This window comes from Oryzihumus sp. (genome assembly GCF_036391795.1).
Lineage (GTDB): Bacteria > Actinomycetota > Actinomycetes > Actinomycetales > Dermatophilaceae > Oryzihumus.
The window spans coordinates 1-16,443 of the sequence record NZ_DASVZH010000308.1 but is presented as its reverse complement, the minus strand read 5'-3'; the positions used below and the strand labels follow the sequence as shown (position 1 = coordinate 16,443).

Annotated in this window: 17 protein-coding genes, 2 tRNA genes and 1 riboswitch; of the genes, 11 read left to right on the top strand and 8 right to left on the bottom strand. The window is 73.8% G+C overall.

All coding sequences use genetic code 11. The features are described 5' to 3' along the window. Positions 1-222 precede the first annotated feature (222 nt). On the top strand, positions 223-1,833 hold the full coding sequence (locus VF825_RS18850; protein WP_331116280.1) for a GH25 family lysozyme: 1,611 nt from the start codon (positions 223-225) through the stop codon (positions 1,831-1,833). 100 nt (positions 1,834-1,933) lie between these two features. On the opposite strand, the gene VF825_RS18845 is transcribed toward VF825_RS18850, so the two are convergent. The 4 genes from VF825_RS18845 to VF825_RS18830 are packed head-to-tail and all read right to left on the bottom strand — an operon-like array spanning position 1,934 to position 5,779. Further along, positions 1,934-2,866 carry a hypothetical protein gene (locus VF825_RS18845; RefSeq protein WP_331116279.1) on the bottom strand — a complete coding sequence of 311 codons (933 nt, stop codon included), beginning with the start codon at positions 2,864-2,866 and terminating at the stop codon, positions 1,934-1,936. Then, the gene (locus VF825_RS18840; protein ID WP_331116278.1) at positions 2,863-4,491 is read right to left on the bottom strand and encodes a GMC family oxidoreductase; all 1,629 of its coding nucleotides are present in this window, start codon (positions 4,489-4,491) and stop codon (positions 2,863-2,865) included. Before VF825_RS18840 ends, VF825_RS18845 begins: the two co-directional genes overlap by 4 nt. After that, positions 4,488-5,168 carry a DUF5987 family protein gene (locus tag VF825_RS18835; RefSeq protein ID WP_331116275.1) on the bottom strand — a complete coding sequence of 227 codons (681 nt, stop codon included), beginning with the start codon at positions 5,166-5,168 and terminating at the stop codon, positions 4,488-4,490. The genes VF825_RS18840 and VF825_RS18835 overlap by 4 nt, the downstream gene beginning before the upstream one ends. Next, positions 5,165-5,779: a hypothetical protein gene (locus VF825_RS18830; protein WP_331116272.1), complete on the bottom strand. Its 615-nt coding sequence runs from the start codon at positions 5,777-5,779 to the stop codon at positions 5,165-5,167. Before VF825_RS18830 ends, VF825_RS18835 begins: the two co-directional genes overlap by 4 nt. 213 nt (positions 5,780-5,992) lie before the next feature. Here VF825_RS18830 and VF825_RS18825 point away from each other — a divergent pair, with 213 nt between their 5' ends. From VF825_RS18825 to VF825_RS18795, 7 genes are all read left to right on the top strand, one after another. Then, complete coding sequence (locus VF825_RS18825) at positions 5,993-7,663, top strand: ABC1 kinase family protein (RefSeq protein WP_331116270.1); 1,671 nt, start codon at positions 5,993-5,995, stop codon at positions 7,661-7,663. Positions 7,664-7,702: 39 nt separating this feature from the next. Beyond that, the gene (locus tag VF825_RS18820) at positions 7,703-8,338 is read left to right on the top strand and encodes a hypothetical protein (protein WP_331116268.1); all 636 of its coding nucleotides are present in this window, start codon (positions 7,703-7,705) and stop codon (positions 8,336-8,338) included. 57 nt (positions 8,339-8,395) lie between these two features. Then, positions 8,396-8,980: a copper resistance CopC family protein gene (locus VF825_RS18815; RefSeq protein ID WP_331116266.1), complete on the top strand. Its 585-nt coding sequence runs from the start codon at positions 8,396-8,398 to the stop codon at positions 8,978-8,980. A 63-nt stretch (positions 8,981-9,043) separates the two neighbouring features. Beyond that, a tRNA-Lys gene (locus VF825_RS18810) sits at positions 9,044-9,119 on the top strand. Between the two features lie 154 nt (positions 9,120-9,273). Continuing rightward, positions 9,274-9,349 (top strand) — tRNA-Lys (locus tag VF825_RS18805). A 217-nt stretch (positions 9,350-9,566) separates the two neighbouring features. After that, entirely contained in the window at positions 9,567-9,719 is a 153-nt protein-coding gene (locus VF825_RS18800; RefSeq protein WP_331116264.1) for a hypothetical protein, read from the top strand. 316 nt (positions 9,720-10,035) lie between these two features. Beyond that, positions 10,036-10,189: riboswitch (cyclic di-AMP (ydaO/yuaA leader) on the top strand. A gap of 5 nt (positions 10,190-10,194) precedes the next feature. Next, positions 10,195-10,662 carry a C40 family peptidase gene (locus tag VF825_RS18795; RefSeq protein ID WP_331116262.1) on the top strand — a complete coding sequence of 156 codons (468 nt, stop codon included), beginning with the start codon at positions 10,195-10,197 and terminating at the stop codon, positions 10,660-10,662. Positions 10,663-10,746: 84 nt separating this feature from the next. Here the strand turns inward: VF825_RS18795 and VF825_RS18790 are convergent, their stop codons facing one another. The 4 genes from VF825_RS18790 to VF825_RS18775 form a co-directional block, all read right to left on the bottom strand. Then, positions 10,747-11,067: an Hpt domain-containing protein gene (locus VF825_RS18790; RefSeq protein ID WP_331116260.1), complete on the bottom strand. Its 321-nt coding sequence runs from the start codon at positions 11,065-11,067 to the stop codon at positions 10,747-10,749. A gap of 32 nt (positions 11,068-11,099) precedes the next feature. Then, a complete protein-coding gene (locus VF825_RS18785; protein WP_331116257.1) occupies positions 11,100-11,477 on the bottom strand; it encodes a response regulator in 378 nt (125 codons plus the stop codon). Further along, entirely contained in the window at positions 11,474-13,837 is a 2,364-nt protein-coding gene (locus VF825_RS18780) for a PAS domain S-box protein (protein WP_331116255.1), read from the bottom strand. The genes VF825_RS18785 and VF825_RS18780 overlap by 4 nt, the downstream gene beginning before the upstream one ends. A 185-nt stretch (positions 13,838-14,022) precedes the next feature. Then, positions 14,023-14,421 (bottom strand): pilus assembly protein CpaE, encoded by a 399-nt coding sequence (locus VF825_RS18775; protein WP_331116253.1) that lies wholly within the window; start codon positions 14,419-14,421, stop codon positions 14,023-14,025. A gap of 117 nt (positions 14,422-14,538) precedes the next feature. Between VF825_RS18775 and VF825_RS18770 the strand changes: the two genes are divergently transcribed. The 3 genes from VF825_RS18770 to VF825_RS18760 form a co-directional block, all read left to right on the top strand. Further along, a complete protein-coding gene (locus VF825_RS18770; RefSeq protein WP_331116251.1) occupies positions 14,539-15,165 on the top strand; it encodes a DedA family protein in 627 nt (208 codons plus the stop codon). 374 nt (positions 15,166-15,539) lie between these two features. Beyond that, the gene (locus VF825_RS18765; RefSeq protein ID WP_331116249.1) at positions 15,540-16,034 is read left to right on the top strand and encodes a cysteine dioxygenase family protein; all 495 of its coding nucleotides are present in this window, start codon (positions 15,540-15,542) and stop codon (positions 16,032-16,034) included. After that, positions 16,031-16,443: hypothetical protein (locus VF825_RS18760; protein WP_331116247.1), on the top strand; the 413-nt coding region annotated here is incomplete at its 3' end. The genes VF825_RS18765 and VF825_RS18760, both read left to right, overlap by 4 nt.

The window sequence follows — 16,443 nt, the reverse complement described above, 5'->3', positions numbered from 1 at the left end:
GGACGGTGCCGCCGACGACGGCACGGACGTGGACGTCGTGGGCGCGGCCGCGCGTGGCACAACCGAGTCCGGGCCGCAGCCGGCGAGTGCGGTCGCGGCGGCCAGGGCCAGCAGCCCTCGGACGGCGACGGTGCGGTGGGTTGGCAAAGGACCTCCTCCATTCGGGTCAACTCTGCCCTGAACGCCCACGCCGACGGGCCTCTTTGGCTTAATCTCCGCATCATGCGTCACATCCGTTACACGCTCAGCCCCCGGGCGCACCGTGCCCGCCGGGCGCTGACCGGCGCGGTGGCGCTGCTTGTCCTCGCCGCCGCACCGGCCGGTGCCTCCGTCTACGGCCCCGACGTCTCGAGCTACCAGCACGTGACCGGCTACACGATCGACTGGGGCCAGGCGCACTCCACCGGCGGTGCGGCCTTCGCCTTCGTCAAGGCCACCGAGGGCACCACCTACACGAACCCGTGGTTCGCCCGGGACTGGGCCGCCCTCGGAAGCCAGGGCATGATGCGCGGCGCCTACCACTTCGCCGCGCCCGGGGCGGACCTGCGCACGGCGGTGACCCAGGCCGACTACTTCGCCCGCACCGTCGGGGCGATGAACCGCAAGGGCGACCTGCCGCCGGTGCTCGACCTCGAGTCCAGCGGCGGCCTCAAGCCCGCCCAGCTCGTGGCCTGGGCGCAGGCGTGGCTGACCGAGGTCGAGAAGCAGACCGGCCGGCGCCCGGTCATCTACACCTACCCGGCGTTCTGGCAGAGCGCGACGGGTAACAGCACCGCCTTCAAGGACCGCTACCTGCTGTGGGTGGCCAGCTACTCGAGCGTGCCCCCGTCACCGCTGCCCGGCGGCTGGACGCGCTACACGTTCTGGCAGTACAGCAACCAGTCGTCCATGCCGGGCTTCAGTGCCCCCCTGGACATGAGCCTGTTCAACGGCACCAGCGCCGACCTCGCCCTGCTCGCGGCGGGTGCGCCGGCTCCCCCGCCCACGACCGTGCCCGCCCCGAGCCGGTTCCCGCTGCTCTCGCCGGCCGCCCTCAAGGCGACCCTCGTGGCCCACTACGGCACGCTGCTCGGGCGCGGCGTGGCCGGACAGCCGGTGGCCGCGGTCCAGGCGCTGCAGCAGGTCCTCAAGGTCGACAACGACGGCGACTTCGGCCCGCACACCCAGGCCGCGCTGGTCGCCTGGCAGCAGGCCCGGCAGGTCCCCGGCACGGGCGTGGTGGACCTCGCGACCTGGAAGGCGCTCCTCGTCGCGGTCGGCGCGCCCATCCCGGCGCCCAAGCCGGTCCCGGCTCCCGCACCGAAGCCCGTCCCCAAGCCGGCACCCGCACCGGCTCCCGCGCCCAAGCCCGTCCCGAAGCCCGTCCCCAAGCCGGCACCGAAGCCCACCCCCAAGCCGGCGCCGAACGTCAGCCCGCTGCTGCCGTGGGTCCACACGGTGCTGCGGGTGGGCTCCCAAGGGCCCGCGGTCGTCGCGGTGCAGAAGGTGGTCCACGCCAAGGCCGACGGGGACTTCGGACCGGCGACCGCAGCCGCCCTGGTGGCCTGGAAGAAGGCCCACCACCTGCCGGCCACCGCAGTCGTCGACGCCGCCACGTGGTCGGCCCTGGTCAGGGCCACCACCCCGTCCCCGCTGCACCCGTTCATCGGCACCGTCCTGCGGGTCGGGTCCCGAGGGCCGGCCGTCGCCGCACTGCAGAAGGCGCTGCGGCTCACGGCAGACGGCGACTTCGGCCCGCTCACCCGGGCAGCGGTGGTTGCCGCGCAGCGCGCGCACCACCTGCCGGCCACCGGCGTCGTCGACTCCCGCACCTGGCTGGCGCTCGGCGCCTGAGCCTCCGACCGGAGCCGTCGGGCCAAAGCCGTCAGCCCCGAAGCCGTCAGGCACGAACCGTCGGGCACGAACCGTCAGGCCCGAACGATCACGGTCACGGTCACGCCTGTCGGCTACCCAGCTCGGCGTGGGCCCGCCGGTCCAGGTGCCAGTGCCGTTCCACCGACCAGCGGCCGGACCACCGCTCCAGCAGCACGTCCGCCGTGGCCCGCTCACTGTTGGTGCACACCGGGCCCGGCCCGGACGGGTCGTCGTACGGCACGGTCACCGACTCCCGCGGGTCCTGCTCGACGGCCACCCGGACCCGGCGACGACCGAGCGTCCCGGACACCGACCAGTGCGGCAGCCGCAGGTCGGCGGTCAGCAGCGGCGCGGCGAGCAGCGGGCGCCGCGGCCAGGTGCGCCCACCCACCCTCAGCTGCAGCAGCGGCAGCGGCTTGAGCGAGCGCAGGCCGGGGCGGGTGGACACCGCTGCCACCACCTCGAGCACGTCCCGGCCCCCGAGGTCGGCGTGCAGCCACCCCCACCTCTCGGCGTTGCCGTGGCCATAGATCCGGGCGACCGCGCCGGGCGCCCCGACGACGGTGAGCTCCTGCCCGCCCACGCGGACCCTGCCCGAGAAGGAGGCCGTGGGCGCCGGCACGACCTGCGCAGCGGGCAGCAGCTCCCGCTCCCAGGCCCAGCGGGGGAAGGTGAACAGCGGCTCCCCGCCGTCCGCCACCCGCAGGTCCCACGCCAGCTCCCCTGTGCTCCCGGCGAGCCGCTCCGGCGCGGCGCAGACACCGGGCAGCCCGACGATCCTGCCGCGGGAGGTGTCGTTGCACGGCGCCGGGCCGAACCGGGCGAGCACCGGCGGCCCATCGGCCGGGAAGGCGGCGGCCCAGCCGTGCCAGCGCACCGTCCCGTCACGTCCGGCCACCATCTCGTGGTGAAGCCAGAGCCCCAGCCCGGTCGCGGGGTCGGTGAGGGTGGCGTACCAGACCTCCAGGCGCCCGGGCTGACCCCGCCATCGCGCGGCATACAGGTCGGTCACGGGCGCAGCAGCGGCAGCACCGCCCGGCGCCCGGACGTCTCCCCGCCCGGGGCCGGCGCGCCGTAGCGCACCCGTGCACCCGCCTCGGCCGCACTGGCCACGATGGCCGGCGCGGCGCGCTCGGCAAGCGCGGCGATGGTCAGCGACGGGTTGACGCACAGGGAGGTCGGCACGGCCGAGCCGTCGGTGACGAACAGGCCGGGGTGGCCGCGCAGCTCGTGGTTGCTGCCCAGCGCCGAGCTCGCCGGGTCGTCCCCGAGCCGGCAGGAGCCGAGGGGGTGCGCGGACAGGGCGCCGGCGTCGGAGGTCCACGGCTGCCAGCGCGAGAGCCCGTCCTTCTCCACCACCGCGCGGACCTCGGCATCGGCCGCTGCCCAGCCGCGCCGGGTCCGCGCGGTGGGCCGGTAGGTGATCTGCCCCTTGGACAGCGAGGACGCGACTCGGGTGAAGCTGCCGGTCGGCGGCGGCGGGCCGAACGTGCCCTCGTTGTCGTCCTCGGTCATCGCCAGCAGGGTCAGCCACGAGCGCCAGTGGTCGGTCATGGCCTTCTTGCCCACGCCGTACCAGCTCGGGTCGCCGCCGGTCTGGCCGAGGATGTTGGTGATCGTCGGGAAGTAGATCTGCTGCAGCGAGAAGCGGTCGAACTCCGGCGCCCCGGCGTCCAGGCCGTCGAAGGACATCGAGCCGATCGGCTTGCCGATGTGCAGGGCGTCGTAGGCCACGCCGGGCGCGCGCTCGAGGCCGAGCAGGTCGCGCACCCGGTCCTCGTCCATCACGGCGACGCTGACCCGGTCGCCGTTGCCACTGAAGTAGCGCCCGACCGCCGTGGGCACCCCGCCGAGCAGCGCGGCCGAGCGCTGCAGGACCACCGGCGTGCCCAGGGCGCCCGCGGCCAGCACCACGACGCGCGCCTCGATCGACCCGGCGCCGGCGGGCACCCGGGGGTCGGCGGGGTCGACCGCGGTCCAGCTCACCCGGTAGCGGTAGCCGGGCGTGGTCGCCGGGGCGATGGTCTGCACCTCGTGCAGCGGGCGCACCTCGGCCCCGTGCGCCTCCGCAGCGGGAAGGTAGTTGAGCAGCATCGAGCGCTTGGCCCCGAACCGGCAGCCACCCAACATCCAGTTGCAGTTGGTGCACCGGGCCAGGTCGACCGCCACGGGCACCGGGTTGCAGGTGCGCCCGGCGCGGTGGCACGCCGCCGCGAACACCCCGCCGGCGTACGGCACGTCGTCCCAGTCCTGCTGCGCGACCGGCAGCGTCTCCTCGGCCCGGTCGTACCAGGGGTCCAGCGCCGAGCGGGTCAGCGCCCGCGGCCACTGCCGTATGCCGGTGCCGCGGGTCCGCTCGAAGACGAACCCGGGCGCGCGCAGCGAGGCCGCGAAGTACACCACGCTCGAGCCACCGACGCAGTTGCCGGCGACCACGGTCATCCCGTCGCCCTGGACCAGGTCGACGAACCGGGTGTAGGTCCCCAGGCGCAGGTCGTGGGTGAAGTCCTCGGTGGCCATCCGCGGGCCGCGCTCGAGGACGACGACGTCGGCGCCGCCGGCCGCGAGGTGGTAGGCCGGGATGGCACCACCGAAGCCGCTGCCGATGACGACGACGTCGCGGCGCTCGACGGTCACGCAGGGCTCCCGCTCGGCGTGGTGGCCGGGTGGCTGTCCGCGAGCCGCCGCGCATAGGAGAAGGTCGGGAAGCGGTAGAGCCCGTCCGCGTCCGGCGCCGGGAAGCGCAGCCGCGCCAGGCCGGGGTGGTGGGAGGCCACCGCCTGTTGCGTGTGCTCGAAACCGGCGGTGTGGAAGGCGATGAACGTCATGAGCGCCAACAGGATCCACACCTGCTGGTCGGCGTGCGAGGGGTCGAGCAGGCTCGCGACGAGCCCGGTGCGGGCCTCGAACGGCAGCCCCACCAGCGGGGGGACGGTGGGGTCGGGCGGGATCGCGTGCGTGGCCGTCCACGCGCTGGCCTCCGTGTTGAGCAGGGTCGACAGCTCCGGCAGCAGCAGCTCCATCCCGGCCTCGGGCATCGTCAGCAGCGCCAGCGCGCCGGCCTGGACGGCTCCGGCGCCGGGCGCAGCACCGGCCACCACCCGGTCGCCGAGGCTGCGCTTCTCCCCCGGGATCAGCGTGTCGGCGAAGGCCTCCAGGGTCGGGGCCACGCCCGGCGGCAGCAGCGCCACCCCCGTGGGCACGAGGTCACCCAGACCGGCCGCGCGGGCGGCCGGCGCCGCCCCGGCCTCGAGCAGGGCGATCGCAGCGACCATCCCCTGGAGCAGCTGCCGTCGGCTCAGCCGGGGGCTCACGACGCCACCCGCGGGCATGCGAGGGTGGCCGGCGGCGGGGTCAGGGCCAGTCCCCCGCCACTGGGCCCACCGGCATACCGCATGAGCTGGTCGGCGAGCGCGGGCGAGACCGGGCGCACCGCGGCGGCCGCGGTGGCGATCCCGACCGGCCGACCGTCGACGGCGAGGTGGCGCAGCCGAGCGCCGGCGCTCCCTTGGGTGCGGTCGAACCAGTACGAGCCGTCCCAGGTCACCAGGGCCGTGTCGGCCCGGTCGACCTGCACGCTCCAGTGGTCGACCTGCCAGTAGCGGCACGCCTGCCCGGCGACGGCGAACCGCGACGGCTCGGCGAGCAGGAACCGGACGGCGCCGCCGTTGTCGACGGTGATGTCGCGCTTGGCGTACTCCACGCACAACGGGTCCCGGCCCGCGACGCCCAGCGGAGGCTGCTCCCCCTCGCCGTAGCGCAGGAAGTGGCACTGCGAGGCGAACGGCGGCGCGGCATACGGCCCGACGAGCGCGACCGGCGCGGGTGCCGCCTCCGCGTCCGGTGCTGGCAGGGCCGAGGCCGGGGCGGTCGCGCACCCGAGGGCGGTCAGGGTCAGGGACAGCAGCAGCAGGGTCCGGCGCATACCCGGGAAACGACCCTGGTGTGACGAGGGTTACGCGGGGGTAACCTCCGCGACCACATCGTGGACGACGCGCCGATCCCCCTGTGGCACAGGCGGGTTCGGTCACCCAGAAGGCTGCAGCTGGCCCGGCACGGCTCGCCCGGACCGACGCCGCGCACGGCCTTCGCGACCGTCCGTGCCACCGGGACGGTCACGGCACGGCAGGATGCCCCCATGACGTTCGCCCTCCGCCCGCAGCACGCCACCCGCTACGCCGCCCTGGCCAGGCTGCTCGTGCGCTACGGGCGCTCGGACCTGGTCTCCGGGGTCGGCATGGACGAGTTCCTCGAGGCGACCGAGCCCTCCGAGGACGCGGCGGCGAGCGCCGAGCAGCTCGCCCGCGACCTCGAGGACATGGGCCCGACCTGGGTCAAGCTCGGCCAGCTGCTCTCCACCCGCGTCGACCTGCTGCCCGAGCCGTGGACCGACGCGCTGAGCCGGCTGCAGGACGACGTCGAGCCGATCCCGTTCGAGGACGTCGAACGGGTGGTCACCGAGGAGCTGGGCGTCTCGCTGCGCCACGGGTTCGCCTCGTTCGACCGCACGCCCCTGGCCGCCGCCTCGCTCGGGCAGGTGCACCGCGCCGAGCTGCCCAGCGGCCGGCAGGTCGTGGTCAAGGTGCAGCGGCCCGGCGTGCGCGAGGTCGTCCGCGACGACATGGCGGCACTGACCGAGCTGGCGGAGCTCGCCGACGCGCACACCGAGCTCGGCCGGCGCTACGGCTTCAGCCAGCTGCTGGAGCAGTTCCGGCGCTCCCTGGCCGGCGAGCTCGACTACCAGCGCGAGGCCACCAACCTGACCCGGATGGCCGAGCTGACCGCGCCCTTCCCGCACCTGCTGGTCCCGGCACCGGTGCCCGACTACACCACGCGCAGCGTCCTGACGATGGACTTCATCCCGGGCCGCAAGGTCACCGCCGTCGGACCGCTCGGCCGGCTCGACCTCGACGGCAGGGTGCTCGTCGAGGAGCTGTTCAAGGCCTACCTGCAGATGATCCTCGTCGACGGGTTCCTGCACGCGGACCCGCACCCCGGCAACGTGCTGCTCACGCCGGACAACCGCCTGGCCCTCATCGACCTCGGCATGGTGGCGACGGTCCCCGCCCGCGTCCAGGGCCAGCTGGTCAAGCTGCTGCTCGCGATCAGCGACGGCAACGGCGACGACGCCGCAGCGGTGCTGGCGAGCATGGGGCACCGTGGTGAGGGCTTCGACGCCGACGCGTTCGGGGAGCAGGTCTCCGAGCTGGTCAGCCGCACCGTGGCCCTCGGCAGCGACCTGGCGGCCGGCGCGGTGCTCGTCGAGCTCAGCCGGCTCTCCGGCACCCACGGGCTGCGGCCTCCCGCCGAGATGGCCATGGTCGGCAAGGCGCTGCTCAACCTCGACCAGGTGACCCAGCACCTCGACCCGGACTTCGCGCCGGCGGAGACGATCCGCGCCAACACCGCCGAGATCCTGCGCAGCGGGATGAAGCCCACGCTGGGCGGGGCCATGGCTGCGGCCATGGAGGCCCGCGAGTTCGCCACCCAGCTGCCCGCCCGCGCCAACCGGGTCATGGACGCGCTGGCCGAGGGCAGCTTCACGGTCAAGGTCGAGGCGATCGACGAGGTGCAGTTCCTCCACGTCATGCAGCGCCTGGCCAACCGGGTCACCGCCGGCGTGATCGTCGCGGCGATGGTCGTGGGTGCGGCCCTGATGATGCTGGTGCCGACCCGCTCGCGGATCCTGGGCTACCCCTCCATCGCGATGATCTGCTTCAGCCTCGCGGCCGTCGCCGCCGCGGTGCTGCTCACCCTGATCCTCGTCACCGACCGGCGCATCGCCCGCCGCTCGAAAGCCGACCGGTAGGCCGTACGGCCGAGGGCCTCACCTGCGCGGTCTGCGAGCATGGAGGCGATGTATGCCGGCCCGTTGCGCCAGGCACGTGCCCTCACCCTGAGCGGTGCGTGCGTCGCGCTGTCCATGCTGGCCCACCTGGCCGGTGGCGGGTGGGTGACCGGGTCGACCACTGGCGGCCTCACACCGGCCTCGGTCTGCGGTCTGCTGGCCCTGACCACCCTCACCGCCCTGGCGGTCGGCGCCGCGAGCGGACGGCGCTGGTCCTTCGGCCGGGCCGTCCTCGCGCTCGCCGTGAGCCAGGCGGGCCTGCACCTGGCCTTCGGCTGGCTGCTGCCCGGCCACGACCACGCGGGGATGGCGATGCCGGGTCCGGCGCCCTCCGGCTGGGCGATGGCCGCAGCCCACACCGGTGCCGGCCTGGCCGTCGCCGGCCTCGTCGCCGTGGCGGACCGGTCGCTGGCCACCGTCGAGGCGGTGCGAGCCGGGTGGTCCGCGCGGAGGCGGGGTGCGGCCTGGCTGAGGGCATCGCTGGCCCGGTTGCTCCTGGCCCGGCCGGCGGCCGAGCCGCGGCTGCCCGACCCGCTGACGCAGGGGCCCTGGACCGGGTGGACGCGACCGCGCATACGAGCTGACCTCGTTGTCCTGCAGGGTGTTTCGCGACGGGGGCCACCGGCACGGGTGTGACCCGTCCCACCCCTTCGTGACCCGGGCCCCGGCAGGGCCCGTGAAAGGCACACCTTCATGTCCCTCCGCTCCAGCGCGCGGCGCACCCTCGGGCTGCTCGCCGCGACCGCCGCCCTCGCCGGCGGCACCCTGGCGCTCGCCCCGTCCGCCTCCGCGCACGCCACGCTGCTCACGGTCAGCCCGGCCGACGGTGCGACGCTGACGTCGGCGCCGCGCCAGGTCGACCTCACCTTCGACGAGCCGGTCTCCGCACGCTTCGCCACGATCGTCATCACCGGCCCGTCCGGCGAGGACGCCACTGCCGGGCCGGCGACGGTCAACGGCACCCACGTCACCGCACCCCTGGGGAGCGGGCTCTCATCCGGTGAGTACCGCGTGGCGTTCCGCGTCGTCAGCGACGACGGGCACCCGGTCGACGGACAGTCCCGCTTCACCCTCAACCTCCCGGACGGCAGGGCCTCCGCGAGCGCGCCGGCACCGTCGGCGTCGTCCGGGGCGGCGCCCTCCCCGGCTGCCGCGCCGGCGTCCCTGCCGGGGGACGGGCCCTCCTGGGTCAGCGAGCACCTGCCCGCGCTCTCCGGGGCGTTGCTGCTGGTCGTCGTGGGGGCCGGCGCGCTGCTCTGGGATCGCCGCCGGGGGTGAACCGGCAACGGCAGGACCCGGATTTCGTCGTTCGGGGCACCTGCTGATAACTTCTTCCTCGTTGCGCCGTTAGCTCAATTGGCAGAGCAGCTGACTCTTAATCAGCGGGTTCGGGGTTCGAGTCCCTGACGGCGCACCAGGAAGCATCGAAGCGGCCTCGTCCCCGGGACGGGGCCGTTTCGCGTTGCGGGACCGAGGGATTGACCGCTCGGCCGGCCCCCGTCATGACCACCGCAGGCCTGCGACCTCGCGCTTCGCCGATGCGGCCCGGTTGCTGATACCTTCCTCCCCGCGCGCCGTTAGCTCAATGGGCAGAGCAGCTGACTCTTAATCAGCGGGTTCGGGGTTCGAGTCCCTGACGGCGCACCAGGAACCATCCCACGGGGCCTCTCCCCGTCTGGGACCTCGCAGCCGACCTGCCGGTCCGCGGCCGGCTGGCGCCGGAGTCACCGCCGTCACCGGCCGAGGCGACGCCTCAACCATCCCCACCCTGAGCATCGCGGCGAGAACATCACCCGCCGGGGAGGACGACCCGGCGCGAGCCGGCACCGCAGAGTGGCGCCCTGGCGGAAGCAAGGTGGTCTCGGTGGCGCTTGCGGGTGTGGTCGTTCTGGTCCCGGTGGGTCTGATGCTGGCGTTGATCTGCCTGCTCGCGGGAGCAGCAGTCGTGCTCAGCATCCCGGAGGCACTGCTGCACTGGGTGCGCCGCCGACGCAACAGCCCTGGGAGCGGCTTGTGACGGACCAGCCGGAAGGACGTGTTTGGGGGGATCGTCTGGATCCCGTCCGTGAGCTGCTGGCCGGTGACCGCGGTTCGCGCACCGTCGACCGGTGACTAGTCACCGAGTAGTCCGTTCGGGCCATTTGGCGCCGACAGCGCCCGGTCGCCCCGAAGTGGGCTCCTACTCTCGACAGTGCCTCGAGGACGTCATCCCGCCAGGGTGAGGGTCCGCCTCCGGGACCGCGACGTCGCTCTCCCGGACGAGGCCCAAGACCCCCACCAGAACGGGTGGGGCGGTCCGTGCGGTCGCCGAGTCCTGTCACCCGCCGGATAACACAGTCGAGCCACTGCAGTCTGTGACAGGAGCGGAAGACCCAGCACGACGAGGCGCGACACGTCTCTTGGGGTGAAGCCAGCCACGGCTGGCCGGGCAACTTTCGGCGTCCGAACCCGACAGGTCATCTTTCGCAGGCGGTTCCGAAGGAATCCCTCCCATGTTCCACCCTCGCCTCGCCCGATTCGTCCTGCCCGCAACCTGTTCGGTCCTGCTCGCCGCAGCCGGCGTCATCGGCCCCGTCGCCTCGGCGACACCCGCATCCGCCGCCGTCGCGTCGATCGGCCTGCGCGCCGAGGCCCAGGCGGCCTCCCGCAAGGGCGCGCCCTACCAGTGGGGCGCCGTCGGCCCCCGCAAGTTCGACTGCTCCGGCCTGACCCTGTGGTCCTACGCCCGGGTCGGCAAGCGCCTCCCCCGCACCACCACCCAGCAGTACCGCGCCACCCTGCACATCCGCCGCTCCCAGGCGCGCGTCGGCGACCTGGTCTTCTTCCACAACCGGAGCGGCATCTACCACGTGGCCATCTACGCCGGCCACAACATGATCTGGCACGCGCCCAGGCCCGGCCGCCGGGTCAGCCTCGTGCCGATCTGGACCAGCTCGGTCTACTTCGGCCGCGTCCGCTGAGGTGGGCACGCGGCATACCTCGCCGGTATGCCGTGTGCCTCACCGCGGTGCTTCGCCACCGTGCCTCACCGCCGTGCCTCACCGTCAGGTGAGCTCGCCCCGCAGGTGGGCCACCAGCGCGCGGGCCTCCTCGCCGCGCTCGGGCCCCGGCCCGGGCGCGGCGAACAGCCGCTCCAGCCGGCGCGCGAGGTCGGAGGCCAGCGGCAGGCCGAAGGTGCCCGCGGAGCCGGCGATCTTGTGGGCCTGGAACGCGGCCCGCTCCCGGGCCGGCTCGCCGAGGTCGTCCCGGAGCAGCGCGGTCACGGCGACCTCGATGTCGGGGACCTTGGCCAGGTTGTTGGCCCGGGCCCGGAGCTTGAGGTCGTCCCAGCCGGCGCCCAGCCCGGTCGCCTCGGCGTCGGTCACCGGCTCTGGCCTCCCGGACCCGGCCCCCTCGTTCACGTCAGGCTCCAGCCGACGAGCTCGGCCACCTGACCGGCCAGCCGCATCGGGTCGAACGGCTTGGCCAGCACGCCGGCCACCGGCAGGCTGGCCCACTGCCGCTGCTCGGACTGCTGCACCTTGGCGGTCAGCAGCACGATCGGGATGCCGCGGGTGCGCTCGTCCGCAGCCAGCAGCCGGCAGGCGGTCGGGCCGTCCATCTCCGGCATCATCACGTCCATCACGATCGCGTCCGGCACCTCGGCCCGGGCGGTGGTCACCGCTTCGGCCCCGCTGGAGGCGGTGATGACGTCCCAGCCGGCCACCGCCTCCAGGCTCATCTGGGCGACCTCGAGGATGATGTCGTCGTCGTCGACGACGAGCACCCGCTTCACGACGTCGTCCCCGGGCGGTGCTGCCCCAGCACCGTGGACACCGACCCGCTGCTGGCCACCCTTCTGCGGTCACCGGCGCTGCGCCGTCGGGTCCCGCCCGGGCCGGTCGGCAGGGTGAAGGAGAACGTGGCGCCGGTGCCCGGCCCGGCGCTGGTGGCCCAGATGTCGCCGCCGTGCTGCTCGACGATGCCTCGGCAGATGGCCAGGCCCAGGCCGGTACCACCCTTGCTGCGGGTGTCGGAGGCGTCGACCTGCTGGAACCGGTTGAAGATCGCCTCGAGCTGGTCGGTGGGGATGCCCGGCCCCTCGTCGACGATGTCGAAGCGCACCTGCCACTCACCCGCGACGACCGTGAGCCGCACCACCGACCCCACCGGGGAGAACTTCACGGCGTTGCCGAGCAGGTTGGTCAGCGTCTGCACCACCCGGTCCCGGTCGGCCCAGACCGAGCCGAAGACGGCACCGACCTCGATCCGCACACCCGCCTCGTGGGCCAGCGGTGCCGTCTCGTCCACCGCGGTGGCGACCAGCCGCAACACGTCGACCTGCTCGGGCCGGAGCCGCAGCTTGCCGGCGGCCATCCGCTCCACGTCGAGGATGTCGTTGATCAGGCGGATCAGCCGGTCGCTGCTGTCGCTGGCCACCTCGACCATCCGGTGCGCGCGAGGGGGCAGCTCCCCGGCCGCGCCGCCGGCGAGCAGGCCCAGCGCTCCCCGGATCGAGGTGAGCGGGGTGCGCAGCTCGTGGCTGACCACCGAGATGAACTCGTCCTTCATCGTGTCGACCGCCCGCCGCTCGCTGATGTCCCGGAAGATGACCACGGACCCGACCACGCCGCCGTCCTGGACGATCGGCGCCACGATCCGCTCGGAGTCGAAGACGCGGCCGTCCGCGCGGACGGTGCGTCCGGTCACCAGACGCGTCGTGGGGTCCGCTGACCCCACGGCCGAAGCAGCCGACGCCTCCCCGCCGGCGTCCCCGGTGACCTCCTCGGCGCGGATCACGTCGTCGACCGGGCGACCCAGGACCGCCTCGCGCGGCAGGCCCAGCAGCCGGGCGCCGGCGTCGTTGATGAAAGTGACCCGCCCCTGCTGGTCGAGGCCGTAGATGCCGTCGCCGGCGGAGTTGAGGATCGACTCGTGCTGGCGTGAGAGTCGTTCGAGGACGGCGGTCTGCTCGCGCACCTCCCGCTCGAGGCGGCGGTTGGCCGTGACGTCGCGGAAGCTCCAGACGCGGCCGACGCTCTCGCCGTTGAGCCGCTGCGGCTGGGAGTAGCGCTCGAAGACCCGGCCGTCACGGAAGTGCAGCTCGTCGAAGGTGCTGGCGGTGGGGTTGGAGTACAGCTCCTGGACCCGCTCGACGAACGCGTCGGGGTAGACCAGCTGGCGCAGGACCGAGGACATGACCGTGGCGTCGTCACCGGAGGCGAGCAGCTGGGGGTCGAGGTGCCACATCTCGGCGAACTTGCGGTTGGCACCCGCGATGCGGCCCGTGGCATCCACCACGAGGATCCCGTCGACCGTGGACTCCAGGGTGGCCTCCTGCAGCGCGAGCGAGGTCGCCACGCGGTCCTGCTGGGCCGCCCGCTCCAGCACGGTCGCGGCCAGCCGGGCGCCCGATGCCGCGAGCTCGTCGTCGGCCGGGCCGCGGGTGCGGCCGGGCGGGTAGCGCAGCACGAGGCGGCCGACCTCACGCCGGCCGTCCCGCACCGGGACCCGGAGCTCCTCGCCCTTCCAGGCACGCACCGGCGAGGAGTCCGCGACGTCGGCGCGGGAGACGAAGGCCTCGCGCTGGTCGGCGGCGTCGATCTCCAGGTGGCACAACGCCGCCCCGCTGGTCGTCTCCAGGGTCTGCGCGAGGTGGCTGAGGATCTCCGGCAGCGGCTCACCGTCGGCGAGCTCGCCGAGCAGGTCGGTGTGGGCGGCCAGGAGCATCTCGGTGCGCTTGCGCCGGGTGATGTCGGAGAGCAGGCCGTGCTGCACCAGCCCCTCCCCCGCGACGTGCTCCAGCACGGTGTCGTCGAGAACCCAGACGACCCGCCCGTCGGCGCGGACCATGCGGTACTCCGCGGCGTAGTGGAAGCCGGCGACCAGGCTGCGGTTCTCGGCCTGGATGACCCGGTCGCGGTCCTCGGGGTGGACCCGCTGGAACCACAGCCCCCGGTCGTCGAGGAACTGCTGCGCCGTGAAGCCGAGCAGCTCCTCGACCCGGTCGCTCACGTAGAGCCAGCGCCCGTCGGCGCCGGGGAACGCGGCATAGACGGTCACCGGGAGGCGGGCGACCAGCAGGTCCTCGGCGAAGTGCCGGAAGCGCGCGTCCTGGCCGGCAGCCGGCGCACTGGCTGCCTCGGACCGACCCATCGCGCCCCCTCGCCGTCTCCAGAAACGCTGTCACTGCAGGGATCCGGGCGTGGGTGCCACGGATGCCGTCGGGCGTGTCGATGATATCCAGCAGGGGCCGCCGTGGAGGCGATTCGCCACACCCCTCCGGAGAGCCGTCGTGGGCCACCAGACCCCGGTCGCACGGTCGACGCCGGCCGCCCGCGTCAGCCGCTCAGCAGTGCGAGAAGGCTCTGCGCATAAGCACATTCGGCGTCGAGGTGCGCGGACCGCTCCTCCCGGCCGTCCCACGCGGTGACCACGACGAAGCCGACGTCGCCGGTCTCGAGCCGGGTGAACCGATCGCCGAGCCGCTCGCGCAGCTGGTGCTCCCACGGCAGCCAGACGACCTCGTGCTGCTCGATGCTGTCCAGCGCCCACTCGGTGGTGCCGTTGAAGCCGATGACCCGGCCGGTGGGGAACTCGTGCACGTCGACGAGCATCGTGCTCACGACGAAGACCTCGTCGTCCATGTCGCGCCCGGGTACGACGAACCGGTCTCCGGGCTCCGGCTCCCAGGCCAGGCCCGCCGACCGCAGCCTCTGGGCCAGCTCCAGCGAGATCACCCGACCAGTGTGCGCCCGACCGGGTGGCCCTGCCGGACGGGCCGGCCGGCTCACCTAGGCTGGGCAGCCGCGGCGGCATGCCGTGGACCCCGTCCGCGGGCAACGAGAGTGGAGAGCATGAGCGGCATCGTCGAGGGCCTGCTGAGCGTCGCGACCATCTGGGTCTACCTCGGTGTCGCCGCCCTCGTCTTCGCCGAGGACGCCCTGTTCGTCGGCTTCGTCATCCCGGGCGAGACCGCGGCGGTCCTCGGCGGGGTGGACGCCAGCCGCGGCCACGTCAGCCTGCCCGCCATCGCCGCCGTCGTCGTCCTCGCCGCGATCGTGGGCGACACGGTGGGCTACGAGGTCGGCAAGCACCTCGTCGGGCCGAAGCTGCTCGGCCACGGCCGGCTGGACCGGCACCGGCACCGCATCCAGGACGCCCAGGACTTCCTCGCCCGGCGCGGCGGCTGGGCGGTCTTCCTCGGCCGGTTCACCGCGTTCTTCCGTGCCGTCATGCCGGCCCTGGCCGGGTCCGCCCGTATGCCGTACCCGCGCTTCCTCGCCTTCAACGCGTTCGGCGGGGTGGTGTGGGGGATCGGCTTCGTGGTGCTCGGCTACCTGGCGGGGAACTCGTACAAGACGGTCGAGCAACAGGTCGGGCGCGGTGCGGCGTTCGCCGCGGTGGGGCTGGTTGTCGTCGCCCTCGTCGTGCTGCACGTGAGGCGGCGCCGGGCCGACCGTGCGCGCGAGCTCGCCGACTGACCACGTCGACGACTGACCACTTGGCGGACATCCCGTCCGCATCATGGGACGAGCGGGGTTCTCCGTTGCCGCCTGTCGCAGCCCCGTGCTGGACTGGGGCCATGTCTTCGACCGTATGGCGCACGCCGACGCACATGGTTGCCATGTGCCGCTGCGCCATGCGGTGCCGCTGCCAGGCCTGACCACCAGCCCGCAGCCCCGCCGCTCGCACACCCAGCGGCCACCCCCACGGAGACCTCGCATGACACACCCCCGCAGCCACACGGCATACCGCCGACGGCACATCGACCTGCACCGGATCGCCAGTGCCCTGTGTCAGCGCACGCGAATGCGCCCTGCGACACCCCGACCGCACTGACCACCTGGAGCACCACATGACCCTCGCACCCTCGACCACCCGGGGCGGCACCGCCGGCGTGAACCGGTTCACCCCCGACCAGCTGCTGCGCACCGCCCGGCTCTTCGCCTCCGACCCCGACCTCGAACGCCACGTCGACCTGACCGCCACGGAGCGGCAGTGGACCGTGCTGGACTCCACGCCGCACCTGCAGATCTGGCTGCTGACCTGGCCCGAGGGCACCGGCACGGGCTGGCACGACCACGTCGAGTCCGCCGGCGCGTTCCTCACCGTCCGCGGCCACCTGCTGGAGCAGTCGTGGCACGGCAGACGGGCCGAGTCCCGCTCGCTCAAGGCCGGCGACGGCCGCTCGTTCGGCCCCAGGCACGTGCACCACGTCGCCAACGCCGGCGTGGGCGCCGCGCTGTCGATCCACCTCTACACCCCACGGCTGACCGCGATGACCCGGTATGCCGTGACCCCAGATGGCTTGCGGGCCAAGGGGATCGAGCGGGCAGGGGTGGACTGGTGACGACGTCCACGCCCCCACCCGCGCCGTCTCCGGAGAGCCCGGCGCTGCACTGGCAGACCGAGCTGTTCGCGAGCCGGCGCCGCTCGGGCGAGCACCCCGGCCGGGGCTGGGACGCCCCGGTCTACGCCGGGATCGACGACCAGCTCGAGGACTCCCGCTCCCGGCTCAGCCGGGTCAGCGCCCGCACGGCCTACCAGGAGGTCCTGCACGGGCGGGCCGTCATCGTCGACATCCGCCCGCAGTTCCAGCGGGAGCGCGACGGCGTCGTCGACGCCTCACTCGCCCCGGTGCAGGTGGAGCGCAACCACCTGGAGTGGCGGTTCGACCCGCGGCACGAGGCGCGCCTGCCGATCGCGGCGTTCGACCTGCGGGTGATCGTCATGTGCGAGGAGGGCTACACGTCCTCGCT